This is a genomic window from Kitasatospora sp. NPDC101155 (assembly GCF_044768305.1).
GTDB lineage: Bacteria > Actinomycetota > Actinomycetes > Streptomycetales > Streptomycetaceae > Kitasatospora.
This window is the reverse complement of the sequence record NZ_JBIWPN010000008.1, coordinates 24,224-46,940: the sequence shown is the minus strand read 5'-3', so window position 1 is coordinate 46,940 and position 22,717 is coordinate 24,224. Positions and strand designations below refer to the sequence as shown.

General features: G+C 71.5%; 26 protein-coding genes and 2 pseudogenes. 14 read left to right on the top strand and 14 right to left on the bottom strand.

Annotated elements, in window-relative coordinates; translation table 11 throughout:
* Positions 1-192: 192 nt before the first annotated feature.
* Positions 193-1,143 (bottom strand): ferritin family protein, encoded by a 951-nt coding sequence (locus ACIRYZ_RS14315; protein ID WP_402943527.1) that lies wholly within the window; start codon positions 1,141-1,143, stop codon positions 193-195.
* A 193-nt stretch (positions 1,144-1,336) separates the two neighbouring features.
* Here ACIRYZ_RS14315 and ACIRYZ_RS14310 point away from each other — a divergent pair.
* Positions 1,337-1,503 (top strand): annotated as a pseudogene (locus ACIRYZ_RS14310) (IS21 family transposase); the annotation flags it as partial.
* Between the two features lie 187 nt (positions 1,504-1,690).
* On the opposite strand, the gene ACIRYZ_RS14305 reads toward ACIRYZ_RS14310, so the two are convergent.
* A complete protein-coding gene (locus ACIRYZ_RS14305; RefSeq protein ID WP_402943525.1) occupies positions 1,691-2,245 on the bottom strand; it encodes a hypothetical protein in 555 nt (184 codons plus the stop codon).
* A 414-nt stretch (positions 2,246-2,659) separates the two neighbouring features.
* Here ACIRYZ_RS14305 and ACIRYZ_RS14300 point away from each other — a divergent pair, with 414 nt between their 5' ends.
* From ACIRYZ_RS14300 to ACIRYZ_RS14265, 8 genes are all read left to right on the top strand, one after another.
* Positions 2,660-3,349: a response regulator transcription factor gene (locus tag ACIRYZ_RS14300; protein ID WP_402943522.1), complete on the top strand. Its 690-nt coding sequence runs from the start codon at positions 2,660-2,662 to the stop codon at positions 3,347-3,349.
* Positions 3,346-4,701 carry an ATP-binding protein gene (locus ACIRYZ_RS14295; RefSeq protein ID WP_402943520.1) on the top strand — a complete coding sequence of 452 codons (1,356 nt, stop codon included), beginning with the start codon at positions 3,346-3,348 and terminating at the stop codon, positions 4,699-4,701. The genes ACIRYZ_RS14300 and ACIRYZ_RS14295 overlap by 4 nt, the downstream gene beginning before the upstream one ends.
* A gap of 100 nt (positions 4,702-4,801) precedes the next feature.
* Positions 4,802-5,224 carry a hypothetical protein gene (locus ACIRYZ_RS14290; RefSeq protein WP_402943517.1) on the top strand — a complete coding sequence of 141 codons (423 nt, stop codon included), beginning with the start codon at positions 4,802-4,804 and terminating at the stop codon, positions 5,222-5,224.
* Positions 5,221-6,162 carry an FAD:protein FMN transferase gene (locus ACIRYZ_RS14285; protein ID WP_402943515.1) on the top strand — a complete coding sequence of 314 codons (942 nt, stop codon included), beginning with the start codon at positions 5,221-5,223 and terminating at the stop codon, positions 6,160-6,162. Before ACIRYZ_RS14290 ends, ACIRYZ_RS14285 begins: the two co-directional genes overlap by 4 nt.
* Positions 6,159-6,851 (top strand): ferric reductase-like transmembrane domain-containing protein, encoded by a 693-nt coding sequence (locus ACIRYZ_RS14280; RefSeq protein ID WP_402943512.1) that lies wholly within the window; start codon positions 6,159-6,161, stop codon positions 6,849-6,851. Before ACIRYZ_RS14285 ends, ACIRYZ_RS14280 begins: the two co-directional genes overlap by 4 nt.
* A complete protein-coding gene (locus tag ACIRYZ_RS14275; protein ID WP_402943510.1) occupies positions 6,848-8,137 on the top strand; it encodes an NADH-ubiquinone oxidoreductase-F iron-sulfur binding region domain-containing protein in 1,290 nt (429 codons plus the stop codon). The genes ACIRYZ_RS14280 and ACIRYZ_RS14275 overlap by 4 nt, the downstream gene beginning before the upstream one ends.
* Complete coding sequence (locus ACIRYZ_RS14270) at positions 8,134-8,346, top strand: ferredoxin (RefSeq protein WP_402943508.1); 213 nt, start codon at positions 8,134-8,136, stop codon at positions 8,344-8,346. The genes ACIRYZ_RS14275 and ACIRYZ_RS14270 overlap by 4 nt, the downstream gene beginning before the upstream one ends.
* 93 nt (positions 8,347-8,439) lie before the next feature.
* The gene (locus ACIRYZ_RS14265; protein WP_402943505.1) at positions 8,440-9,153 is read left to right on the top strand and encodes a VIT1/CCC1 transporter family protein; all 714 of its coding nucleotides are present in this window, start codon (positions 8,440-8,442) and stop codon (positions 9,151-9,153) included.
* 487 nt (positions 9,154-9,640) lie between these two features.
* Here ACIRYZ_RS14265 and ACIRYZ_RS14260 read toward each other — a convergent pair whose 3' ends face one another.
* The 7 genes from ACIRYZ_RS14260 to ACIRYZ_RS14230 form a co-directional block, all read right to left on the bottom strand.
* Positions 9,641-10,000, bottom strand: a complete 360-nt coding sequence (locus tag ACIRYZ_RS14260) for a zinc ribbon domain-containing protein YjdM (RefSeq protein WP_402943502.1) — start codon at positions 9,998-10,000, stop codon at positions 9,641-9,643.
* A gap of 59 nt (positions 10,001-10,059) precedes the next feature.
* Positions 10,060-10,191 carry a DUF6126 family protein gene (locus ACIRYZ_RS14255; protein ID WP_360429680.1) on the bottom strand — a complete coding sequence of 44 codons (132 nt, stop codon included), beginning with the start codon at positions 10,189-10,191 and terminating at the stop codon, positions 10,060-10,062.
* Complete coding sequence (locus tag ACIRYZ_RS14250) at positions 10,188-10,364, bottom strand: hypothetical protein (protein WP_402943498.1); 177 nt, start codon at positions 10,362-10,364, stop codon at positions 10,188-10,190. The genes ACIRYZ_RS14255 and ACIRYZ_RS14250 overlap by 4 nt, the downstream gene beginning before the upstream one ends.
* Positions 10,365-10,372: 8 nt before the next feature.
* Entirely contained in the window at positions 10,373-10,771 is a 399-nt protein-coding gene (locus ACIRYZ_RS14245; protein WP_402943495.1) for an ATP-binding protein, read from the bottom strand.
* Positions 10,772-10,877: 106 nt separating this feature from the next.
* Positions 10,878-12,590: a SulP family inorganic anion transporter gene (locus ACIRYZ_RS14240; protein WP_402943493.1), complete on the bottom strand. Its 1,713-nt coding sequence runs from the start codon at positions 12,588-12,590 to the stop codon at positions 10,878-10,880.
* Positions 12,587-12,940 carry an ArsR/SmtB family transcription factor gene (locus ACIRYZ_RS14235; protein WP_402943490.1) on the bottom strand — a complete coding sequence of 118 codons (354 nt, stop codon included), beginning with the start codon at positions 12,938-12,940 and terminating at the stop codon, positions 12,587-12,589. Before ACIRYZ_RS14235 ends, ACIRYZ_RS14240 begins: the two co-directional genes overlap by 4 nt.
* A 3-nt stretch (positions 12,941-12,943) precedes the next feature.
* Complete coding sequence (locus ACIRYZ_RS14230) at positions 12,944-13,141, bottom strand: hypothetical protein (protein ID WP_402943488.1); 198 nt, start codon at positions 13,139-13,141, stop codon at positions 12,944-12,946.
* Between the two features lie 247 nt (positions 13,142-13,388).
* Here ACIRYZ_RS14230 and ACIRYZ_RS14225 point away from each other — a divergent pair.
* A pseudogene (locus ACIRYZ_RS14225) lies at positions 13,389-13,760 on the top strand (hypothetical protein); the annotation flags it as partial.
* Positions 13,761-13,791: 31 nt separating this feature from the next.
* Here ACIRYZ_RS14225 and ACIRYZ_RS14220 read toward each other — a convergent pair.
* Both ACIRYZ_RS14220 and ACIRYZ_RS14215 read right to left on the bottom strand, forming a co-directional pair.
* Positions 13,792-14,139, bottom strand: a complete 348-nt coding sequence (locus ACIRYZ_RS14220; protein WP_402944036.1) for an ArsR/SmtB family transcription factor — start codon at positions 14,137-14,139, stop codon at positions 13,792-13,794.
* A 116-nt stretch (positions 14,140-14,255) separates the two neighbouring features.
* A complete protein-coding gene (locus ACIRYZ_RS14215) occupies positions 14,256-14,597 on the bottom strand; it encodes an STAS domain-containing protein (protein WP_402943486.1) in 342 nt (113 codons plus the stop codon).
* Between the two features lie 735 nt (positions 14,598-15,332).
* On the opposite strand from ACIRYZ_RS14215, the gene ACIRYZ_RS14210 reads away from it, so the two are divergent.
* The 3 genes from ACIRYZ_RS14210 to ACIRYZ_RS14200 all read left to right on the top strand — a co-directional run bounded on the left by ACIRYZ_RS14210 (position 15,333) and on the right by ACIRYZ_RS14200 (position 16,815).
* Positions 15,333-16,058 (top strand): sigma 54 modulation/S30EA ribosomal C-terminal domain-containing protein, encoded by a 726-nt coding sequence (locus tag ACIRYZ_RS14210; RefSeq protein ID WP_402943483.1) that lies wholly within the window; start codon positions 15,333-15,335, stop codon positions 16,056-16,058.
* On the top strand, positions 16,055-16,525 hold the full coding sequence (locus tag ACIRYZ_RS14205; RefSeq protein WP_402943481.1) for a pyridoxamine 5'-phosphate oxidase family protein: 471 nt from the start codon (positions 16,055-16,057) through the stop codon (positions 16,523-16,525). The genes ACIRYZ_RS14210 and ACIRYZ_RS14205 overlap by 4 nt, the downstream gene beginning before the upstream one ends.
* Positions 16,526-16,608: 83 nt before the next feature.
* On the top strand, positions 16,609-16,815 hold the full coding sequence (locus ACIRYZ_RS14200) for a helix-turn-helix domain-containing protein (RefSeq protein ID WP_402943478.1): 207 nt from the start codon (positions 16,609-16,611) through the stop codon (positions 16,813-16,815).
* A gap of 274 nt (positions 16,816-17,089) precedes the next feature.
* Here ACIRYZ_RS14200 and ACIRYZ_RS14195 read toward each other — a convergent pair whose 3' ends face one another.
* The 3 genes from ACIRYZ_RS14195 to ACIRYZ_RS14185 form a co-directional block, all read right to left on the bottom strand.
* Positions 17,090-19,039 carry a hypothetical protein gene (locus ACIRYZ_RS14195; protein ID WP_402943475.1) on the bottom strand — a complete coding sequence of 650 codons (1,950 nt, stop codon included), beginning with the start codon at positions 19,037-19,039 and terminating at the stop codon, positions 17,090-17,092.
* Positions 19,040-19,454: 415 nt separating this feature from the next.
* Positions 19,455-20,327 carry a tyrosine-type recombinase/integrase gene (locus ACIRYZ_RS14190; RefSeq protein WP_402943472.1) on the bottom strand — a complete coding sequence of 291 codons (873 nt, stop codon included), beginning with the start codon at positions 20,325-20,327 and terminating at the stop codon, positions 19,455-19,457.
* Between the two features lie 33 nt (positions 20,328-20,360).
* A complete protein-coding gene (locus tag ACIRYZ_RS14185; RefSeq protein ID WP_402943470.1) occupies positions 20,361-20,489 on the bottom strand; it encodes a hypothetical protein in 129 nt (42 codons plus the stop codon).
* Positions 20,490-22,370: 1,881 nt separating this feature from the next.
* Between ACIRYZ_RS14185 and ACIRYZ_RS14180 the strand changes: the two genes are divergently transcribed.
* On the top strand, positions 22,371-22,664 hold the full coding sequence (locus ACIRYZ_RS14180) for an AAA family ATPase (RefSeq protein WP_402943467.1): 294 nt from the start codon (positions 22,371-22,373) through the stop codon (positions 22,662-22,664).
* Positions 22,665-22,717 lie beyond the last annotated feature (53 nt).

Below are 22,717 nucleotides of genomic sequence, written 5' to 3'. Positions count from 1 at the left end.
GGGGGCCCGTACTCCCCCCCCCCCACCGGGGGCGGCCCCCCCCCCCCCCCTTGGTGGAGCAAAAAAATTACCCACCCCAACCACTACCCAACATATTTGTGGGGGGGGGCCCCCCCCCCCCCCCCCAACTTCTCCGGCACCGTCCGGTGGCTCCTGGTGGGAGCCGTCCGGAAACGGCGGGTCACCGTCGGGTCAGCTGAGGCCCTTGCGGGTGGTCTGGAACGCCTGGGCGTGGCCGGCCTCGTCGGTGGCGTTGTGCTGGAAGAGGGTGGCCGCGGCGGTGTCGCCGGCGGCCTTGGCCTGTTGGGCGAACGTCGGGTACATGGTCTGGGACTCGTAGGTCTCGCCGGTGATGGCTGTGGCCAGGTTCTGGCTTGTGGTGCCGACCGTTCCGGCCAGTGCCGCCTCGCCGGAGTAGTGCTCCTGCAGCTCCACGTCGGAGACGGCGGTGAACAGGCGCGCCAGAGCGGGGTTGCCGCTCTGCTGGGCGTGCTGGGCGTAGAGGGTGTACTTGGCGTGTGCCAGGGCCTCGCCGTGCATGGCGGTGTCGAGGTTGGCCTTGGTCTGCGCCGAGGTGACCTTGGGCTGCCCGGCCGGTACCGTCACGGGGTTGACGGCCGGGGGTGTCGGGATGGCGCCCTTGCCGGTGCGGAGCTTGGTGAGGGCGGCCTGGTACGCGGCCTGGTGGGCCGCTTCGTCCTTGGCGATCTCGGTGAAGAGGTCGGCAGCGGCGGTGTCGCCGGCCGCCTTGGCCTGTTGGGCGAACGTCGGGTACATGGTGGTGGACTCGTACCCCTCACCGGTGATGGCGTCGGTGAGGTTGGCCTCGTTGCTGCTCACGAGGCCGCTCAGCGCGGCTTCCTGAGTGAAGTGCTCGTCCAGCTCCACGGCGGGGGTCTTCCGGAACAGGTCGGCCACGGCCGGCCGGCCCTCGCGTTGAGCCTGGGCCGCGAAGAGGGTGTAGGAGGCGTTGGCGAACGCCTCGCCCCGCATGGCCTGCGTGAGGTTAGTGCGCGTCTGCTGCTGCAGCGCCGGAATCGCGGTCCCGACCGCCGGGGCGGCGGACGCGGTGGCGCCGGCACACAGCACAACGCTCACAGCCAATGTACCGGTGACCAGAGCACGTATCGGGTAGGCGGTCATCTCAACCTCCTTGACGGACGCATTCGTCGGGCACCCTCGCCCATCACAGCAAGACGCCCCGGATACGGCCATCCGGTATCACCCATTCAGGTGATTACGCGGGATGACGGACGCGCTGACGGCGGTGCCCCCGCGTACGGCCGGAAATCTCCCCGCTCATCGCGGTCAGTCCCGCTCGGCGACGCTGGAGCGGGTGAAGAACAGCAGGGAGATCACGGCGATCCTGGCGGCGTACGACCTCACAGGCAGTTACCGTGCCGCGACTGAGCCGACCAGGTGCGACCACCACATAGTGGCCCACGCGGGCCGCCGACCCGGCAGCCCGACCAGCGCCACCACCGTGACCGCTCGGTGTCGGACTCGGCCAGGCTCCGTGCAACCGGCGCTCCACCTGTTCGCGCAGGACGCGGCCGGCCAGCGGGAGCCGCGGGCGTGGCGGCGCACCACCCCGGGCTTCGCGTCCAGGCGGGCGATCAGGTGACCGATCGCCCGCCGTGTCGCCATGCCCGCCCACCGCCGCGCGGGTCCAGGCGCAGCTCTTGCCGCCTCACCGTCCGCCGTCCGACTGGCTTGTCGAAAAACGACCCTGCCAGACCGCCTTCGCACCCGAGTCGCCGATGCGGTACGCGACAAGCACCGCGCCGATGGCCACGACCAGGGCGATCACCATCACCGCGACACGCACGGGAACGGAAGAGGCTCGCCGAACCAGGGCGGACGCCCCGCCCTTGGTGGGACTACCAGCCGCACCGCTGCGCTCACGTTCCCAGCGAAGGCCGGCGCGGCCGAGCAGCCAGACGGCCACCGTCAGCACACACAGGGCGATCGCCCACGGAGTGAGACCGGAGCCCATCTCGGCGTGCTTTTCCACCAGCGCGCTCTCCTGCACTCGCTCCTCCAGCCACTCGCCGGATTCGGTGGTCAGCAGCACCAAGCCAAGAGTGACCAGCCCCAGCACCGGCAGCACCCAGCTGAGCCGGCGCGCTGCTGCAGGCCACAGCGCACAGACGACGAGCGCCAACGCCGTCAGAGGGACCAGCACCACTGCGCCGTGAACGAAGAGGGGATGGCCGGGAAGGCCGTTGATCAGCCCGACATCCACGGGATCTCCTCAGGCACATTCGGAGTAGTACATGTCATTTCGGGCACCGTGTGGCCTGTTGTCCATGAAGCACGCACACCCGACGACTCATGCCCTGCCTCCCGCAGGAACCACGCTCACGTCACCACTCAGTCAGCCCCGGAGACGGTGAAACCACCCGAACAGACCAGAGACAACAGAGCAATGAGCGGCCGCACCCGCGCAGGCGCGACCCTCACTTGGAGGAGAGGCAGATCCTCGCCCCCTTCGACGATCAATCCGCTGGGACACAACGGCAGGGTTCAGAAACACGCGCTCACGCGGCTGCGGATGAAGTCGGGCTGTTCGGCCCAAGCGGTCGGCGCTGGCTCCGAGCATGATGGCGATGACCGCCGAATCGGATGCCCGGCGGTCTGGGCACGGAAGCGGGACGAGATGAGTACGGCGACGGACACCGGGACGCTGAGGGTGCTGGTGGTGGAGGACGACCCGGTGATCGCGGACTCCCTCGTCCGGGGTCTGCGGCAGGCCGGGTACCGGGCGGAGAGCGTCGACACCGGCCGTGCCGCCCTGACCGCACCCACCCCCGACGTCCTGCTGCTCGACCTCGGCCTGCCGGACCTCGACGGCGTCGAGGTGTGCCGGCGGATCCGGCAGCGCTCGGACGCGGCGATCATCGCGGTCACCGCGCGCGGCGAGGAGGCCGACCGCGTCCTCGCGCTGGACGAGGGCGCCGACGACTACCTGGTGAAGCCCTTCGGCCTGGCTGAGCTGCTCGCCCGGATTCGCGCCGTGCTGCGCCGCACCCGCCCTTCGGAGCAGGAGCCGGTGCGCCACGGCCCCCTCACGGTCGACCGGCGCACCCGCCGGGTGACCGTGAGCGGCCAGGAGGTCGCCCTGACGCCCAAGGAGTTCGACATCCTGGCCTGCCTCGCGGCCGACCCGGGCCGAGTGGTGACACGCCAGGAGATCCTGGAGAGCGCCTGGGACGCGCACTGGTACGGCCCGACGAAGGTCGTGGACGTGCACGTCGCCGCGCTGCGCCGCAAGCTCGGCGTTACCGGGCTGATCGAAACCGCCTACGGGCGGGGCTTCCGACTCGGTGAGGTCGCACAGACCCCGTGACCCGCCGAATCGTGGTGGCGCTGCTGGCGCTGACGGTCGTCCTGGTGGCCGCCGCGGCGGTACCGCTGGGTTTGTCGATCACACAGCGCGAACACCTGGCCTTCCGCGACAAGGCCCAGGCCGCCACCCGGGTCATCGCCGCCTCCGCCGAGGAATACCTGTCCGACCGGGCACCGGCGGACGCCATGAACACCGATCTCTCCAACGCGGAGAAGGCAGGGGACTGCGCTGCGGTCTACGACGCGAACGGCCGACTGGTGGCCGCGACACAGTGCCAGGCCGCCCAGGTGCCTGAGGCCCACGAGCTGGCGGCCGAGACCCTGACCGGCCGGGAACCGGAACCGCCCGAGACCGACGGGCGGCTGCTGGCCGCCGAGCCCGTCGGCACCTTCCGGCAGCCGGACGGCGCGGTGGTCCTGGCCCGCTCCGCCACCCCGCTGGACACCCGGATCGCGGCCACCTGGGCCTGGATCGGCCTGGTCGCCGTCGCCGGGATCGCCGCCTCCGCCCTGGTCTCGGTCCGCCTCGCCCGCTGGGTGAACCGGCCCCTGACCACACTCGACGCCGCCGCCCACAAGCTCGGCGAGGGCCAGCTCGGCGAACGCGCCACGGTGTCCGGCGGTCCCCCCGAGGTGCGCCGCCTCGCCGCCACGTTCAACACCATGGCCGCCCGCACCGAGGCGCTGATCCACGGCCACCAAGCCGTCATCGCCGACGTCTCGCACCAACTACGCACCCCGCTCGCGGCCCTGCGGCTGCGGCTCGACCTGCTGGCCACCGCCACACCGGAGAGCGAACCCGAGTTGCTGGCCTCCGCCCAGGAGGAACTGGCCCGGCTCTCGCGCCTGGTGGACGGGCTGCTCGCGGTGGCACGGGCCGAACAGGCCGTACCGAAACCGGTACCGGTGCGCGCTGGCGAGGTCGCGGCCGACCGAGTGGCGGCCTGGGAGCCGGTCGCGCGGGAACGCGGAATCCACCTTGTCAGCCACTGCCCGGACGCTCATCCGGCCGCCCTGGGGAAGGGCGACCTGGAGCAGGTGCTGGACAACCTGCTGGCCAATGCCCTGGAGGCCGTCCCGGACGGCGGGACGGTGACGATCGACAGTACTTCCGTGTCCGGCGCCCTGCGGGTACGGGTGGCGGACGACGGCCCCGGCATGACCCCCGAGGCACGCGCGGTCGCCTTCCACCGCTTCGGCAACCCCAAGGCCCGGGGCAGCGGGCTCGGCCTGGCGATCGTGCACCGCCTCATCACCGCCAACGGCGGCACCATCGCCCTGGAGGACACGCCCGGTGGCGGCCTGACCGTCGTCCTCGACCTGCCCAGGTGGCACGGCCGCCGAACACCTTGATCTTTACCGGTTCCACGCAGCTTGTGAGCAGGTCCGAGAAGCGCCCCGACGCATCGTGGTCAGTGGAAACACCCGAGCCGGACCACGAGGAGCGCCCGCCATGGCCAACCTCCACCAGCCCCAACAGGAAGGGCCCGGGCGCCGCGAGCACGGGATACGACGGGTCTCCACCGCCACCCGCTGGACCGTCGCGGCCGCCGCCGCCGGGTCCGCCGCCCTCGGCCTCACCTACGTCAACCTCGCCCCCGGCGCCACCAGCACGCCCGCGCCGGCACCCGCACCGACACAGAGCACGCCGCCCTCCGAGGTGACCTGCACCCAGCAACCCGCCGCTCCCGCCCCGGCCAACACGCCGCCACGCGGCGACAAGGAACAGGGCCGCGAGGACCACGAGGAACTCGCGGCTGCGGCACAGAGCGCCGCCACGCCGCAGCCCAAGGCCACCTGCACGACTCTCACCCCACCGGCGCAAGCCCCGGCCCCCACTCACCAGATGCCGCAGACCCGGACCGGCGCGTCATGAACCGCCACCATGTCCCCGGCGCGGCCACCTCCTTCCCCGCCCTCGGCACCACCGCCACCCTGCTGACCACCGACCAGCGAACGCTGACCGAAGCCGAGCGGATCCTCCTGGACGAACTCGCCGCCATCGACCACGCGTGCAGCCGCTTCCGACCCGGCTCCGAACTCAGCCGGATCAACGCCACCGCCGGCACCACCACGACCGTCAGCGAACTCTTCACCCAGGCCCTGAACGCCGCACTGCGCGCTGCCGAACTGACCGGCGGAGCCGTCGACCCGACCGTGGGCCGGGCCGTCATCGCCCTCGGCTACGACCGCACCTTCACCTCCCTGCGCCCCCAGGACACCACACCGCTGCCCACGGCCCGGCCCGCCACCGGCTGGCACGCCATCGACTGGGATCCCGGCACCCGGCGCCTGCTGGTGCCGCACGGCACCGCCCTGGACCTGGGCGCGACCGCCAAGGCCCTCGCCGCCGACCGCGCCGCCCGCCGGATCGCCGACGCCACCGGCAGCGGCGTGCTGGTCAACCTCGGCGGTGACCTCGCCACCGCCGGCCAGGCCCCGCACGGGGGCTGGGCCATCGGCCTGGCCGACGACCACGCCGCCACCGGCCCCGGCCCGGTCGTCGCCGTCACCTCGGGCGCCCTGGCGACCTCGGGCGTGAGCGTGCGCATGTGGCGCCGCGGCGGCCAAGTGGTCCACCACATCGTCGACCCCGCCACCGGCCGCTCCACCGAAGCGCACTGGCGCACCGTCACGGTCGCCGCCGACACCTGCGTGGACGCCAACACCGCCACCACCGCCGCGATCGTGCTCGGCAACGCCGCCACCGCCTGGCTGGAACGTACCGGACTGCCCGCCCGCCTGGTCCGCCTCGACGGCACCGTCACCCGCCTCGGCGGATGGCCCCACGACCAGACAGGAGGCCCGAGATGACCACCGCGACCGCCCTCGCCGCCAGCCCGCTCTGGTACGCCAGCCGCGCCGGCGGCACCATCGCCCTCCTGCTGATGACCGCCACCGTCGCCCTCGGCATCGCCGTCAGCGGCAAGGCCCGACCGCACCGGATCGGCCGCTTCGAGATCGGCCTGCTCCACCGCAACCTGGCCGTCCTCACCCTCGCCTTCCTCGCCCTGCACATCACCACCGCGATCACCGACCCCTACGTCCACCTCTCCTGGGCCACCGCCATCATTCCGTTCGACGCCTCCTACCGGCCGCTGTGGCTGGGCCTGGGCACCGTCGCCCTCGACCTGCTGCTCGCCGTGGCGATCACCAGCGCCCTTCGCCTGCGCCTAGGCCAACGACGATGGAAAACGGTGCACTGGCTGGCGTACGCGGCCTGGCCGATCGGCCTGTTCCACGCCGCCGGCACCGGCAGCGACACCCGTCTACCGCTGCAACTGTGGCTCTACGCCGCCTGCCTGGCCGCAGTGGCCGCAGCCGCAGGTTGGCGGCTCTACCGGGCCGGACCCGGCCACATCGCGGCGCGTCTGAGCGCCGGTCTCCTCGTCACGGCCGTACCGCTGCTGGCCACCGCGTTCCTGGCCACCGGACCGCTGCAACCCGGCTGGTCCCACCGCGCTGCCGCCCTCTCCGTCACCGCCCTCGGAGGCATCCGATGAACCCCGCACCGGCCCGCGCGCTCACCGAGCCGAGCACCACCCTCCAGCTGCTGGACAGCTGGTCCGCCACTGGCAGGCCACTTGGTCTCACCGAGCACCTTCGACACCACGGCCCCGTACCCCGGCCGGGGCGAGCCCTGATCGAAGTCGTCGAGGAGGCCGGCCTGACCGGGCGAGGCGGAGCCGGATTCCCCACCGGACGCAAGCTCCGCGCTGTCGCCGAGGGACGCCGCCGGGCCGTGGTCGTCGCCAACGGCATGGAGAGCGAGCCACTCAGCCGCAAGGACCAGACCCTCCTCGCCGTCGCCCCGCACCTGGTCCTGGACGGCGCGGTCCTGGCGGCCGAGGCCGTCGGCGCCGACCGCATCCACCTGTGCGTGCCCCGCAGCCGCACCGCCCAGCTGCCCGCCCTGACCGCCGCGGTCGACGAACGCCGAGATGTCGGCGTCGACCCCGTGGTCGTCCGGCTGGAGGCACTGCCGCACGGCTACGTCACCAGCGAGTCGACCGCCCTGGTCCACTGGCTGAACGGCGGGCCCGCCCGCCCGACCACTACCCCTCCCCGCACCTACGAGAAGGGCGTGCGCGGGCGGCCCACCCTCGTCCAGAACGTCGAGACCCTCGCCCACCTCGCGCTGATCGCCCGCCACGGCGCCGACTGGTTCCGCCAGGCCGGCACCACGGCGTCACCGGGCACCACCCTGGTCACGGTCGCCGGAGCCGTTCACCGGCCCGGCGTCCTCGAAATCGAGCCCGGTACCCCGGTCGGGGCGATCCTCCAGCAGGCCGGCGGTCCCGCCCAGCCGCTCCAAGCGATCCTGCTGGGCGGCTTCGCCGGCACCTGGCTCAGTGTCCCGCGGGCCCTCGGCCTGCCGTTCAGCCGCGAAGGCCTCGCCCCGCACGCCGCGCCCGGAGCGGGCGTCGTCATCACCCTGCCGCAGGACGCATGCCCCCTCGCCGAGACCGCCCGCATCCTTGCCTACCTCGCCGCCAACGGCGCCCGGCAGTGCGGCCCCTGCCTCTTCGGCCTGCCCGCCGTCGCCGACGACTTCACCGCCCTCGCCGACGGCCACGCCACCCCCGACCTCCTCGACCGCCTCCACCACCGGATCGGCCTGCTGCCCGGACGCGGCGCCTGCCGCCACCCCGACGGCGCCGCCCGCCTCGCCGCCAGCGCCCTCACCGCCTTCGAAGCCGACGTCGACCACCACCTGCGCCACGGCCACTGCCGACGCCCCACCACCCTGCCCGTCCCACCGGCCACCCGAACAGAGCACTGGACATGACCGCCGCCGACCGCGAGACCCTGCGCATCGACCGGATCGCCTGCACCGGCCACGGCCAGTGCGCCGAACTGCTCCCCGAGCTCATCACCCTCGACGAATGGGGCTACCCCGTCCAGCACGACGCCACCGTCCCGCCCGACCTGCACGCTCACGCCCGCCGTGCCATCCGGGCCTGCCCGCGACTCGCCCTGCGCACCGGCCGACGGTGACCCACGCCATGCCCCCAACGGCCGCCCCGAAACGACAGCCGACCGGCTCCCCACGAAACTGATCTTGAAGACCGGACAGGAGCACCCGACCCGATGACCTTCTTCGACAGGCTCAACCCCCACCAGGAAGGACACGCCGCCAGCCGCGCCGGCTGGCTGCGCGCCGCCGTCCTCGGAGCCAACGACGGCCTCGTATCCGTCGCCAGCCTGATGGTGGGCCTGGCCGCCAGCGGCGCGAGCACCTCCACCGTCGTCACCGGCGGCCTCGCCGGCCTCTCCGCGGGCGCGATGGCCATGGCCGCCGGCGAGTACGTCTCCGTCAGCTCCCAGGTCGACGTCGAAACCGCCGACCGCGCCAAGGAAGCCCGCGAACTCGCCGAAGCCCCCGAGGCCGAACTCGCCGAACTCACCGCCATCTACGAGGACCGGGGCGTCCCCCGCGACCTCGCCCGCCAGGTCGCCGAAGCCCTGCACGAGGCCGACCCGCTCCAGGCCCACCTGCGCGACGAACTCGGCCACAGCGAGCACACCGCGGCCAACCCCCTCCAGGCCGCGATCGCCTCCGCCGCCAGCTTCCTCGGCGGCGGACTCGTGCCCTTCCTCGGCCTGCTCGCCGGATCCGACACGGCACGGCTGTGGCTCATCGTCGCCCTCACCCTCTGCGGCCTCGCTCTCGCAGGTGTACTCGCCGCGCGCGCCGCCGGCACGAGCGTTCTCCGGCCCGCGGTGCGGGTGGTGGTCGGAGGCGGGCTCGCGATGGCCATCACCGCGGCCGTCGGCCAGATCGCCCACGTCTCCGGCGTCTGATCCGCCGACCGGTCCGATCGCCCGGCACCCCTTCCAGATGACCTCGGGGAAGAGGATCGTGATGGTCAGTCCGCCCTCGGGGCGGGCGGTGGCGGTCAGGCGGCCGCGGTGGGCGTGGGTGACGGCGCGGACGATGGACAGAACGAGGCCCGCGCCCTCGGCGGTGCTCAGGCGCGTTCAGGGGTGGTAGAGGGCTTGGGCACGCGCCAGGTCAGCAGGCCCGGCGAGCCGTGGATGATGGCTGTACTAGGCAGGACTTCTTTGCGGCCGAGGAGGCCTTCGACGAGCTGACCGACGCGCTGAGGCTGGCTCGCGAGAATGGGGTCGCGGCCCCGAAGGACGGCGTCGCGAGCCCGGAGGACAGGGCGCGAGCTGAGCGGCGGCCGAGGGCAAGGACTTGGACGGGTGTCGTGCCGCGGCCGGCTCACCGTGGTGGCGAGCCGGCGATTTGCTTTCGGTTCCCGTCAAAGGTCGTCCAGGGGCGGGGTCAGGCCTTCTTGACCACGCTGGACTTGAGTTGCATGGCGCCGAATCCCTCGATGCGGCAGTCGATGTCATGGCCGTCGACGCCGTCGACCAGGCGGATGTTGCGGACCTTGGTGCCCGCCTTGATGCCGGAGACGCTGCCCTTGACCTTGAGGGCCTTGATGACGGTCACGGTGTCGCCGTCGCTGAGCACGTTGCCGACCGCGTCCTTGATGACCCGCTCGCCGGCGCCGGGCGACGCGGCGGAGTCACCCTCGGCGGGCACCCATTCGTGGCCGCACTCCGGGCAGACCATGAGGGCGTTCATCTCATAGGTGTACTCGCTGGAGCACTGCGGGCACGGGGGGAGGTTGTCGCTCATGTGTTCAGGATATCCAGTCGTGGCGGGGCGTTTTCCGTGGTCAGCGGGCACGGAAGGGCTCAGTGGCGGTTGCCGAGGGCGAAGAGCAGGATGACGAAGCCGGCGAACAGGTGGGTGCCGAGGATGTAGACCGAGGCGCGGATGAGCATGGCCTTGCGGCGGCTCTTCTCGTCGTTGGTGCTGTCGCTCATCGGGGCTCCTGGACGGTTGCGGAGGGCCGGTCTTCTCGGGGCTGGGGGCGGATGTGGAGGCGTCGGCCGGTGGTGGCGGCTTCGGCGAGGAGGGTCTTGAGGGAGGTGAGGTCGACGGTCTGCGGGGCGGTGGGAGTGCCGTGGTCGTCGTAGGAGGTGATGGTGAAGCGCAAGGGCGGTGTTATTCCGGGGTCGTGGTGGGCGCGGTGAGCGGGAGGCGGACGAGGGCGGTCTTGCCGCCGTCGGGGTCGGGCTGGACGGTCAGTTCGCCACCCAGGTGGCGGGCGAGGTCGGCGACGGCGGCGAGGCCGCCCGTGGCGCCCTCGGGCGGGAGGTCGAGCAGGCCGGGGTGGCTGTCCTGGACGGCGACTTCGAGGTCGGTGTCGGTGACGGCGAGCAGCAGTTCGAAGAACGGGGAGCGGTGTGCCGCGTGGCGGACGGTGTTGGTGACCAGTTCGGTGACGGCGAGGACTGCGGCGTCGTGGACGGTGGTCCTCGGCCGTACGCCCCAGCCGGTGAGGACGGTCACGGTGATGCGGCGGCTCACTTTGGCGGCGAGCCAGGTGCTGGCCAGGCTCATCCGGTACTTCCGATTCCGACCGGATGGGGCGGCCAAGGGTGAGACGCGGTCAGCACGACGGCCCCGGTCGCGCCAGCGGCGGATCACCATGGCGCCTCGGCTCGGGTCAACGGGCTGCTCCTGCGGCGAGGGGGAGAGCAGTGGACTCGGTCTGGTCGTGCAGGTGGTTGCGGGCGTAGGCGATGGCGTCCGGGGTGGTGGCGAACACGTGGCCGTCCGCGCGGAGCCGGTCGAGTGTGCCGAGGGCGTCGAGGGGTCGGTGGTGTTCGTCGCGGATGCCGGAGACGAGCACGAGGGTGCCGCGGCGCTGCAGTTTGGTGATGGCGTCGCCGAGGACGGTGGCGCCGCTGGCGTCGACGGCGCTGACCCGGGACATCCGCAGGATCGCGACCTTGACCTGGGCGGATTCGGTGAGTTCCAGCAGGAAGCGGTGGGCGGCGGCGAACAGCAGTGGGCCGTCGATGCGGTAGGCGACGATGTGCTCGGCGAGCAGCGACTGTTCTTCGTCGTGGTGGTCGGCCGGGGGCAGGTCGGCGTGTAGCGGGACCTGCTCGACGCGGGCCGCCTTGGCGACTGCGGCGAGCGCCAGGACGCCGGAGACGAGCAGGCCGACCACGACGGCGGTGACCAGGTCGAAGGCGAGGGTGGCGGTGGCGGTGAGGGCCAGGACCGCGGCCTCGCCAAGTCCGGTGCGGGCGAGCGCGCGCAGCGAGCCGACCTCGACCATGCGGACGGCGGTGGCGATGAGCACGCCGGCCAGGGCGGCGAGCGGGATTCCCGAGACGAGCGGCGCGGCGGCGAAGACGATCACCGCCAGGACGGCGGCGTGGACGAGGGCGGCGAGGCGGGAGGCGGCGCCGGAGCGGACGTTGACGGCGGTGCGGGCGATCGCGCCGGTGGCGGCGACGCCGCCGAACAGCGGGGCGGCGAGGTTGGCCAGGCCCTGGCCGAAGAGTTCGCGGTTGCTGTCGTGGCGCTCCGAGACGCTCATGGCGTCGGCGGCGGTCGCGGACATCAGCGACTCCAGGGCGGCCAGTGCCGCCACGGCGAGGGCGGAGGGGAGCAGTGCGGGTACGGCGGAGAGGTCCAGGAAGCCCAGCGAGGGCATGGGCAGTCCGGCGGGCAGGTGGCCGATGGTGGCCACCGGCAGTTCGGCGAGCTTGGCGGTGACGGTCGCGGCGATGACGGCGATGAGGGAGAACGGCAGGGACGGCTTCAGCCGCACGCCGACGAGCATCACGGCCGCGACGCCCAGGGCGAGCGCGAGCGCCGCCCAGTGCGGTGCGGAGGCGAAGTCGTGTACGGCCTTGGCCGCGACGACGGCCGGGTTGTCGCCGTCGGGCTTCTTCACTCCGAGGGCGCCGGGCACCTGCTGGAGCGCGATGACGCCGGCGATGCCGACGGTGAAGCCCTCGACGACCGGGACGGGGACGTACGCCATCCAGCGCCCCGCCCGTACCAGCGCCAGCGCGACCAGGATGACGCCAGCCAGCAGCCCGACGGTGAGCACACCGCCGGTGCCGTAGCGGGCGACGATCGGGACCAGGACGACGGTCATGGCACCGGTCGGCCCGGACACCTGGAGGTTGGAGCCACCGAAGACGGCGGCGAGCGCACCGGCGATGACGGCGGTGGCCAGGCCCGCCTCGGCGCCCGCGCCGGAGGAGATGCCGAAGCCGAGGGCCAGCGGCAGGGCGACGATCGCCACCGTGAGGCCGGAGAGCAGGTCCTTGCGCGGCGAGCGGCCCATGGTGGCGAGGATCTGCCGGTTGGGCAGGACGGAACGCACCCGGTCGAGGACGGCGTGGGCGGCACTCATGCCCGGACCTCCCTGACGGCGGCGGTGGTCGCGGTCAGCTCGTTGAGGAGCTGGCGCTGGTCGGTGATCATCTCGCCGAGGATGCGGCGGGCCGCACGCAGCAGCCCGGCGACGTCCGGCGTGCTGAGCGCGTAGACCACCGTGTTTCCCTCCCGGGTGGCGGTGACCAGGTTGGTGCGGCGCAGCACCGCGAGCTGCTGCGAGAGGCTGGACGCCTCGATGTCCAGAGCAGCGAGCAGATCGCGCACCGGCAGCGGGCCGTCCTGCAACAGCTCCAGAACCCGGATGCGCACCGGGTGGCCCAAGGTGCGGAAGAACTCCGCCTTCGCCTGGTACAGCGGGACGGCCATGTCTCAGCTCTCTCCTTGCTCCGCTTCCTCGGCGGTGCGCGGGACGTCGATGCCGTGGTCGGCCGCGATCCGCAGCAGACCCGCGACGCGCCCGGCATACGCCTGGGCACCGTCGTCGTCCCCGCGCTCGCGGGCTTGGTTCAGGGCCTGGCGGGCCTGGGCCAGCTGCTCGCGCAGCTCCTCGTCGAACACCGCGGTCACGACCACCCTCCCCGGTCGCCGGCACGACACCGGACGCACCTTGTGCCGATCCAACAGCACGCCAGCATGTATGAACATGAAGAATTTTTCAAATCGCTTGTTTCGCATGTGATGGATTACGACAGTGGTGATCTCTTGTGATCAGTAGCGATCACCGGGCTGTTGAGACGGTGCCGGCTGCCTACGCTCGGTGCGCGGTCGGCGCGAAGGGCCGGCCGCGACGCGAAACAGTCGGGAGGACTTCCGGATGGCAGGCATCGACGGCGCGCTCAAGGACGCGATGGCGATCGACGGGGCGCTCGGCGCGGCCCTGGTCGACTCCACGAGCGGGATGGCGCTCGGCGCGGTCGGGGATTCCGCGGGCCTGGACCTGCAGCTCGCCGCGGCCGGCACCACCGACGTCGTCCGCGCACATCAGCGGGCGGCGGAAGCCCTCGGGCTGCACGGGGAGGTGCTGGAGGACAGCCTGACCACGCTCACCCACCAGTACCACCTGGTGCGTCCGCTCACGTCGCCCGGCGGGAAGGACCTGTTCCTCTAGCTGGTCCTCGACCGCGCCCGGGCGGACCTCGCCATGGCCCGCCACCACGTGCGGCGCATCGACGCGCAACTGGGCGTCCGAGGCCGGGCACACGGCAGGGGCGGCCGGTTCAGCCCCGGGTGGGATGCTCGGGCTCGGCGCGCAGGCCGTTGAGGAGTTCGGCCTGGTCGCTGATGACGCCGCTGAGGATGGTGCGCGCGACCCGCAGGAGCTCCGCCACCTGGGGATTGGTGAGGCGGTAGTAGACGGTGGAGCCTTCCCGGCGGGTGGCGACCAGGTTGGAACGGCGCAGGACGGCGAGCTGCTGGGACAGGTGCGAGGCCTCGATGCCGACCTCGGGCAGCATCTCGGCGACGGCGTACTCACGCTCGCTCAGCAGTTCCAGGACGCGGATCCGCGCGGGATGCCCCAGCGTCTTGAAGAACTCCGCCTTCAACTGGTACAGCGGCGCGCCCATCACGCGAGGCGGGGTGGGCGTTCCGGCGTTCACGTCGTCACCGTCTCCATCGGGCACAGCATTCTTTCCAGGGTTGACTTTAGCAACCGGATGATCGACTCGGCTGTTCGGGCCGGTCAGGACGCCGCGAGGGCGGCGACGGCCGTATCGAGGTCCGGGAACACCCGGATCACGGACAGGGCGGCGGCCGTCGCCAGGACATGGGCGCCGCGTTCCCCGAGGCCGCACACCGCCAGCGGGCCGCGGTCGGCCGACAGGCGGCCGGTGGCGTCGAGGATCGCGTCCTCGCCCGAGCAGTTCCAGCCGATCAGCGCCGTCATGTCGACCACCAGCGGACCGGAGCAACGGGCGACGGCCCAGTCGAACGCCCCCTGGAAACGGTGCGTCGCGTCCTGACCGAGGAACCCGGTCAGTGTCATCACGCCCACGTCGCGCTGCGTCGCGAACTCCCACTGCATGCTCGCCGCCGCCCCCGGGCACAACTCCAGGGGCGGCGGCGAGCGGGCATGCACCCCTCGCGACCAGCAGGGACGGCCAGAAGAGAAGAGCGCCCGCAGCACCCGCACGGGCCGCGCCCACCCGGCACATGGCGGCACACCACCACTGCCCGTACCGGGTACGGAGCGGACGGCGCCGCCGTGCGGCACTGCGGTGAGATACGCATTCCTCCTCCTGGCCATGCATGCAATTGATAATGTTAGCAACTGCTAAGGTCGTCATGCGACAGCCCACCGGAAGCGTGCTGCCGCCGGGGGCCGCCCTGGAACCGACGCCGGGGCGGCCCCGCCGGTCTCGAGGAAACGCGCTCTCCCACGTCCCGCCGAGGCACACCGCGAGGTCACCGATGGACGACGCCGTCACCGGCCGCCGAGGCCGCGAGAGAGCTGCTGCCATCTGCCCGGAAGAAGGGGCCTGGAGCGGCAGTAGCGCCCGTGAGCCGGAGGCCGGTGACCCCCTGGCAGGCGCCCCCGGCCCAGTGGACGCGGTTCGCGGCGACGACGCCAGGGAGACGATCTTCTGCTGAGGGGCTCCATCCGCTGTGTCCCGGCGGGAGCCCGGCGTCAACAGCAAGCGCGCCGCCGTCACCCGGCAATGGGGCCGTTGGGCCCTGGTCACGGGAAGTGCCCGCCTGCACCGTTGTTGCGCTGCAGCCGGGCAAGGGGCCCGCAGGCATCAGCAGGAGGAGATCGGACGTGAGCGCGGAGGTCGCGGTGGTGGCGGTCGGAAGGGTTCCGCGTGAGGTGTTGGCCGAGGGACGGGCCAGGATCGCGGCGGCCGCCCAGGGGGCCAACGCGCTGGTCGAGGCGCTGAAGGTCAGGCTGTCGGCCACCGGATCGGGCGTGCTGGCGCAGGTGAACGCCGAGGTGGACGGTCGGCGGGTCCGGGTCCAGGAGACCTCGCAGGGCTTCGCCAAGGCGGTGGACCGGATCGGCGAGCAGCTCCGCCGACGTATCGCGGCGGTCAACGGCACCTGGAAACCCCAGCCCTGGCCCCAGCCCGGCCCGCCTGCCGAGCTCGCCGGCGCGGTCGCGTCGTCCCGGGACCGGCAGATCACCCGCGTCAAGTCCCCGTCGCTGGTGTGGTGTTCACCGGAGGCCGCAGTACGGACCCTGGACGCGATGGACTACGACATCCACCTGTTCATCGATCCGGCCACCGAGACGGACGCCGTCGTCTACCGCACCGGGCCGACCGGCTACCGGCTCGCCCGCACCACCGCCGCTCCGCCGAGCCGCTGCGCCGTCCCGCTGACGCTCAGCCCCCACGGTGCCCGTCGGCTGAGCGCCGAACAGGCCGTGGCACGGCTGGAGGCCGCCGACCTGCCGTTCCTGTTCTACGCCGCCCCGGACAGCGGGCGCGGCCGCGTGCTGTACCGCCGCTACGACGGACACCTCGGCCTGATCGCGGGCCGGTCATGAACGACGAAGCGGTCCGCCGACTCATCATGGCCCGCCAGCAGGCGGCCCCGGCTCGGCACATGGCCGCGCTGGAGAGGGCGGAGTGCCTGCGCCTGCTCACCGCCGTCCCGCTGGGCTGGGTCGTCTTCACCAAGGGCGCCCTGCCGGCCATCCGCCCGGTCAACCACGTGGTCGTCGACGGCGCGATCATCATCCGTACCCACGACGGCGCCGCACTGACCGCCGTCGCGACCGGACCGGACGCCCCCTGCCCGGTCGTAGCCTACGAGGCCGACGCCATCGACCCCGACACCCGCCTCGGCTGGAGCGTCGTCGCCACCGACTACGCCCAACTGGTCACCGATCCGGCCGAGGTACAGCGCTACGAGCAGTTGGTCACTCCCTGGGTGGACGCTGCCATGCACTACGTCGTGCGGATCAGTCCTGAACTCGTCACCGGCTTCTGCCTCATTGCCCAACCCGAGTAGCGACGGCGACCCGGCACCGCACAGCGTCAGCTGATACCCGGCCGGTCCGACCGGCGACCGTGAGAAAGGGGAACGTCACCGCGATGTCCGAAAGCGACGAGACCGAGCAGGATCGCGAGGAACTGACGCGCGACATGCGGACGATGTACGCAGCCGGTGCCTCCCTGCGCGAGATCGGCGAGGCCTACGGCAAGTCCTATGGGACGGTGCACCGGCTGCTCGCGCGCGCCGGGGTGGTCTTCCGCCCGCGCGGCGGCTCCAGCGGTGCGGCATCCCGGGCCCGAGGGTGAGCAAGTCCTCGCAGGCCCTCGGCGACCGGTGACGTCAGATTGCCGCGGCGTCGCCAGCGGTGAGCCCGTCGATGAGGAGGAACCCGGTGACGAGCTCAGGGTGGATGCGCACCAGTACAGCCGGGGGTGATCGGCGAAAATCTGCAGTCCCGCACGGATGATGAAGATCATCAAGAAGAGGTTGAGAAAGTGCTATACCCCAACCCAGCCAGGCAGCCCCGCTCAGGGCACTACGGGTGCGTCGGCCTTCCCGGGCGTGTGGCGCGCGAGGCCGTTATCGGGGAGTTGGTGGCTTCGGCCAATCGGTGCCGTCTGCGGCGGCTTTGAGGATGTCTCCCAGGCGGAGCCAGGCGTTGGGGCCGGAGTTGCTGATCGGGCTGTCGGTGAGTCGGTGCCAGGCCTGGTGGTCGTCTCCGAGCATGTCGGCCACGAGAGCGAGCACGGTGGGGTGTGTGCGGTCGTAGTGGCTTCCCCGTGATTTGAGCGCCGTCCAGGCGGGCAGCGCGAGGATGGTCTCGCTGCGGCAGCCGGGCAGGGCAAGGATGTGCTGTGCCCAGGCTTCCCGGTTGGCGGGGTTGCCGCCGAGCCTGCTGCGCAGGTCATGGGTGAGGGTGTAGACGGCCTGCTGAGGGTCCGAGTGGCGCGCGAGGACATCGGTGAAAGACGGGTCGTGTCGGTGGCTGCTGCGCCAGGCGAAGGACAGCAGGGCCTTCTCCACGAGTTGGTCGTCGCCGGTGTGCCGGTCCAGGTACTCGTCGAGGACCTCCGGAGTGACGGCGGACAGGCTCCGGGGCGTCACCTGCGCGGGATCGCCGAGGGCTGAGCGCCGGGTGGCGGGTGCCTGCGGGAGGGGGTCGGCGACGATCCGGCTGATCGCGTCAAGGAGTCCGGTGAACTGCCGGTGGTCCTCCTGCGCCCGGTAGGCGTAGGACCGGGGCCGGGCATGGCTGCGGTGGGCGTCGCGGACCATGAGTTGCACCGTCTTCTTGACGGCGGGTGTCACCTCGGGCAGGTGGATCAGCATGGCATGCACCCAGCGGAGGTCAGCTACCTGGCTGATGCCGAGCAAGTCGTTCGACTGCCAGGTCTGGAGCGCCTGCACGGCCACATCGGCGAAGCGGCGCCCCAGCTCGGCGAGTTCACCTGCGGGCGTCAGCCAGGTGTAGGGGTCGCCGTACGACGGCTTGGCCTCGGCGGGGTTGAGCAGGAGGCGCCACCTGCTGCTCGCTGCGTCGGAAACCCAGGAGACGGCGGCACGAGCGCCCCATGCGGCCCGGCGTTCGCCGCCGTCGACGCAGAAGTCGAGGCGCTTGCGGTCGTTCTCACCGAGTGCGCCGATGACATCGGCGAAGCGCTCCCGGGCTTCCTCTGGTGAGGACCCTTCCAGGATGTGCCGGCAGACCCGGGTCACGGTCATGGCCTGGGTGAAGTTGCCGAGATCTTCCAGGGCGATCCGCTTGAGCAGAGCCGGTTCGACCGCCCAGGGCAGGCTGCCGAGCAGTTGACCCCTGATGACGTGATGTGCGGCGGTGTCCTCGCCCCAGTCCACCAGCTGGGTGTGCCGGTCGGGATGGCGTTTCAGCACGATCGACCACATGGTTTCCCAGGCCGCGACCGCTTCCTTGATCCGCTCCGACCAGGCATCGAAACTCTCATCGTCCGGCTGGCCGAAGTCGGGTTCCCCAGGGAGGAGAGCGACGGCCACGTCGAACACGTCGTCGTGAAGTCGTTCTGTTCGCAGGGCCAGCTGCGCCGGCGTCGGCTCCTTGAGCAGGCCGGGTGTCATGCACGACCGTTGCGGTACCCTCCTACGCAACTCGGCGGCGACGGCTGCGCACAGAGCAGCTGGTCGGTCGGCGGTGCCGAGGGCGCCGAGCAGACTGTCCAGGCAGCGCAGCAGGGCGTCGGCCCGCATGCTCTCGTCGTATTCGGGGTGGGCGAGGGCGAGTGCCAGGAGCTCGGTCGTCGTCCCGAGGAGATACTCGGACTCGGCTGCCTGCCGCAGGCCGTTCGTCACTGCGGCCTCCAGGAGCCAGGCAGGGGCCTTCTCCCGGTACGGCCTCCTGAGAAGTGCTTCGAGGAGTTGTCCGTACTGCCGGCCGTTGGTCTCGGCCATGCCGTGTGCCTGTTCAGCGGCCATCGTTGCCGCAGCGGACTCGGGCTCGGCTTCGGCCGCGACGGCGAGCAGGAACTCCACAGGCAGCCGGGGGCCGTCGGTGGTCATGGCGTGCCTCCCTCCCCGGAGATGAGTTGTCGCTCCTATCCTGCTCCACGGCTCCGACATCTGAGGCTGCAGGGCCAGGGCGGACGAACCGAAAGCGCGAGTCGGCGCTGGCCGATTGGTGCACGGCAGCCCGCTCGCCGGACTGCCCGGCGGCCGACCGGGCATTCCGTACCCGCCGACCATGCCGCCAGGACGGAGGCTGCGCGGGTCAGCCCCGCGTTCGCGGAGGTTACTCAGACCCTCCGATGGGGCACCCTGGTGCTGGTCCCCAACAGCGGTGCCCTTCCGGACTGGGCAGCACGGGACTTGCCTGACCTCCTCCAGCCGGACACGGACGAAGAGGAAGCCGACCGCACGCCAGCGGCCCGGAAGTGGCCGATCAGCAGCCGGGTATGAAGGCCTGATGCCGGACTGCTCACGCTGCCTTACCGAAGCGGTGGCCGACGGCGGAACCGGGCTGGCCGGCCACCTCGGCGTCTGCCCGGTCGAGGGCGGCGGCGAGTGCCGTGACGGCTTCGTCGGCGGAGTCTTTGAGGAGCTGGCCGTAGAGGTCGACGGTGATGGCGAGGTTGGAGTGGCGCAGGGTTTTGGAGACGACGGCGAGGGGGATGCCGGCGGCGATCATGATGCTGGCCGCGGTGTGGCGAAGGTCGTGAAGGCCGATCTTCGGCAGGTCGAGTTCGGCGGTGCGCTTACGGAGCTGGTCGAGGACCCACTGGGGGCGCAGGGGCTCGCCCGCCGGACGGGCGAAGACCAGGCCCTCGAGCCGACCGTCGGGGTGGGCCGCCATCTGCAAGTCTGCCTGACGGTGGAGGGCGGCCATGACTCTGGGGGAGAGGCTGATCCAGGCGCGGCTGGCCTCGGTCTTGGGCTCGCTGAGGTGGATTGTCCCGTTGTTCACGGCGGTCAGGGTCCAGCGGACGTAGAGCTGGCGGTCCATGAGGTGCACGTCGGACCAGTGCAGGGCGAGGATCTCACCGCGGCGCATGCCGGTGCCGAGCATGACCTCGAACAGGTCAGTGAGCCGGTCGGCGTAGTGCTCGGCGTTGTGCCGCAGGAAGGCCGCGGCCTCGTCGGGGGTCCAGCAGATGCGTACGGCGGCGCGGGGCTTGGCGGGTACGGAGTGCTTGGCCGGGTTGTAGCGCAGCCGCCACGTCCGCACCGCGTGGTTCAGGGCGTTGCGAAGCATGGCCACGGCGTGGTGAACGGTGGTGTGCCCGCGGCCGGCGGCGAGCTGCGTGCTCACCCAGGCGTCGATGTGCTTGGGCCGCAGGTCGACGAGCAGCATGCCGCCGAACGCCGGGACCAGGTCACGCTCAATTCATGCCCGATAGCCCGTCCAGGTGTTCGGGGCCAGCGCCGGGCGCTTCGACTCCAGCCACTCGTACAGGAACAGCCCGACGCGCAGCGTCCGGTCCTCGTACACGCCCCGGTACTCGGCATCCAACACCCGCGCCATCTCCCTGGCCGCCTCCGCCCGACTGGCGAACCCACCCCGGCGCCGAGTCCGGCGCATGCCGTCCTCCGGCGCCAGATCCACCGCATACGTCCACCGGCCATGCGTGGCGTCGGCGGCCAGCCGCGGACACCACGAACCCAACTGCTTCCCACTGCTCCCGTCTGTGCACCCGCACCGCCGATACACCCGACCACGCCTGGGACGCTGCGCCATGGGCTCCTCCTTGAACCGAGTGGTGATGGCGTGTCCAGAGTTGCGGGAGTGGTGGGTGTTGCGGCAGGGCGTGCGGGGCGGGGCGTGGAGCACGGCAAGATCGACTGGCCGGGACACGCGCCCGGAGACACGCCGCGAGGATGATCGCGGTGGGCGGATGGTGGGTAGGCCTGCTTGATCGCGCAGCATTGGCCTTCGCGAGTTCACCGCCCGGAAGGGTGGCCGGTGACTACAGCAGCGGTGGACCGACGACAGCACCTTTCGCCGCGGCTGGGGTATTTGGAGACTGCCCGCGACCTCACCAAACGAAATTAAGCTGCGTGGCCAGTTTGCAGGGCGGGATCCCTGGATGGTGCGCTGTTTCGTAGGTCTGGGCTGGCGATACTTCGACTGACCAGTAATGATTGCCGCATCGTGGCTTGGAGTCGACTGTCGGTCGCGCCAGGACGGGGAACAGAAGAGTCACTTCGGGGGCGCTGCTCGACCACCATGGGGGTGTGAGGCAGATCACTCTCGAACTTCCCCTCGATCGCCGCCTCTCACGCGCTTCTCACGGACTGGGCGTCATGAGGTGTCATCAGGCGTCATGCGTAGTGGACGAGGTAGGCCCTGACCTGCGGGATTCGGACTGGTGAACACTGGTCGGACACCCTTTCGATCGCTGGGGGTCAAGGGGTCGCAGGTTCAAATCCTGTCGTCCCGACTGGAGTTCGCTCCATTGTCGCAGGTCAGAGGCCGTTTTCTCGTTCGCGAGAGAGCGGCCTTCGGCGTGCTCCGGAACCCGCCTCTCACATTCGTCTCACGGTTTCACGGCCCGATGGCGACGCTGGAGACTGCTCGGTGCCGTGGGCTGGTGGTTATGTGAGCCATTTCTTCCGCATGTCGGATTTCTTGATCACTTCAACGGATTGGATGGTTGCTCGCTGTAATCGACGATTCTGGCCAGAGGGTTCGCACTTGACGCATCTGTCGTCGGTCAAGTGCGCGTTGGCAGGGTCCGGTAGTTGGCCAGGGGCAGGTGGGTTGGGCGACGATGAAGCAGCCGCAGCTGCCCTCGTCGAAAGCGGGCGGCACTCCTGGCAGGGCGTCAGGTGCATGCGGTGGCGAGCCGGAGCGCGCTCCACACCACCGTCGGCCCCAGCTCCGTAGAGTGGGGCCGACGGTGCCGAGGGGTCGGGTTCAGTCGGGTTCCAATGGGCAGGTGAAGCCGAGGGTGTCTGCGGTCTCGCGGCTGCTGCCGGCGAGGCGCACACAAGTGGTTGGGCGTGCCGCAGCGAGCTGTCGGAGCTGAAGCTTGGCTGCTCCACTTGCTCGACGAAAGTGCGGCGATCGCAAGCCGGGGCGTTGCGGAACAGGCGCCGGACCTCCAGGGCGATGACGACCGGCCCGCAGCTGGCCGGGCATTCACGCACCGTGCGCGGGTAGCGGCTGTGGACCCGACTGCTCGGTCTCCCACCGTCCGGAGAGGGCATCGCAACGTCACTCCGGTCCGGTCGACGACCAGTACATTCCCGTCCGCCACCCGTATCTGCTCGACTGACACCGGGTGTTGGTGGCTGATTCGGAATGGCGGTGGCAGGGCCCTGGGGCGTCGGCGCGGCGCAGTAGGATCACCGTTCGGGCACGCCCGCCCCCAGTGAACCGACTGGATGGAGGACCGTGGAGCTCGTCGGCCGGCAAGCGCAGCTGAACCTCCTGGCCCGGCTGCTGTCCGAGTCGCGGCGCCGGGGCAGTGCCGTGTTGGTCCGCGGCCCGGCCGGGATCGGGAAGTCGGCTCTGCTCGCCGAAGCCGCCATCCTCGCCGAAGCCCGCGGGTGCCGGGTGCTGCGCACCAGCGGTGTCGAGGCCGAGAGCGACATCCCCTACGCCGGCCTGCAGCTGCTGCTGCGCCCACTGGCCGCCGGCAGGTCGGAGCTCGCGGCGCCGCACCGACAGGCGTTGGACGCAGCCTAGGGGCACGCCGAGGCTGACATCCCGGACGTCTTCCTGGTAGGCCTGGCGGCCCT

Coding starts and splice junctions, on each gene's coding strand:
- ACIRYZ_RS14315 (WP_402943527.1), bottom strand. CDS start 1,143: ATGACCGCCTACCCGATACGTGCTCTGGTCACCGGTACATTGGCTGTG.
- ACIRYZ_RS14300 (WP_402943522.1), top strand. CDS start 2,660: ATGAGTACGGCGACGGACACCGGGACGCTGAGGGTGCTGGTGGTGGAG.
- ACIRYZ_RS14290 (WP_402943517.1), top strand. CDS start 4,802: ATGGCCAACCTCCACCAGCCCCAACAGGAAGGGCCCGGGCGCCGCGAG.
- ACIRYZ_RS14285 (WP_402943515.1), top strand. CDS start 5,221: ATGAACCGCCACCATGTCCCCGGCGCGGCCACCTCCTTCCCCGCCCTC.
- ACIRYZ_RS14280 (WP_402943512.1), top strand. CDS start 6,159: ATGACCACCGCGACCGCCCTCGCCGCCAGCCCGCTCTGGTACGCCAGC.
- ACIRYZ_RS14275 (WP_402943510.1), top strand. CDS start 6,848: ATGAACCCCGCACCGGCCCGCGCGCTCACCGAGCCGAGCACCACCCTC.
- ACIRYZ_RS14270 (WP_402943508.1), top strand. CDS start 8,134: ATGACCGCCGCCGACCGCGAGACCCTGCGCATCGACCGGATCGCCTGC.
- ACIRYZ_RS14265 (WP_402943505.1), top strand. CDS start 8,440: ATGACCTTCTTCGACAGGCTCAACCCCCACCAGGAAGGACACGCCGCC.
- ACIRYZ_RS14260 (WP_402943502.1), bottom strand. CDS start 10,000: ATGAGCGACAACCTCCCCCCGTGCCCGCAGTGCTCCAGCGAGTACACC.
- ACIRYZ_RS14255 (WP_360429680.1), bottom strand. CDS start 10,191: ATGAGCGACAGCACCAACGACGAGAAGAGCCGCCGCAAGGCCATGCTC.
- ACIRYZ_RS14245 (WP_402943495.1), bottom strand. CDS start 10,771: ATGAGCCTGGCCAGCACCTGGCTCGCCGCCAAAGTGAGCCGCCGCATC.
- ACIRYZ_RS14240 (WP_402943493.1), bottom strand. CDS start 12,590: ATGAGTGCCGCCCACGCCGTCCTCGACCGGGTGCGTTCCGTCCTGCCC.
- ACIRYZ_RS14235 (WP_402943490.1), bottom strand. CDS start 12,940: ATGGCCGTCCCGCTGTACCAGGCGAAGGCGGAGTTCTTCCGCACCTTG.
- ACIRYZ_RS14220 (WP_402944036.1), bottom strand. CDS start 14,139: ATGGGCGCGCCGCTGTACCAGTTGAAGGCGGAGTTCTTCAAGACGCTG.
- ACIRYZ_RS14215 (WP_402943486.1), bottom strand. CDS start 14,597: ATGCAGTGGGAGTTCGCGACGCAGCGCGACGTGGGCGTGATGACACTG.
- ACIRYZ_RS14205 (WP_402943481.1), top strand. CDS start 16,055: ATGAACGACGAAGCGGTCCGCCGACTCATCATGGCCCGCCAGCAGGCG.
- ACIRYZ_RS14200 (WP_402943478.1), top strand. CDS start 16,609: ATGTCCGAAAGCGACGAGACCGAGCAGGATCGCGAGGAACTGACGCGC.
- ACIRYZ_RS14195 (WP_402943475.1), bottom strand. CDS start 19,039: ATGACCACCGACGGCCCCCGGCTGCCTGTGGAGTTCCTGCTCGCCGTC.
- ACIRYZ_RS14190 (WP_402943472.1), bottom strand. CDS start 20,327: ATGCTGCTCGTCGACCTGCGGCCCAAGCACATCGACGCCTGGGTGAGC.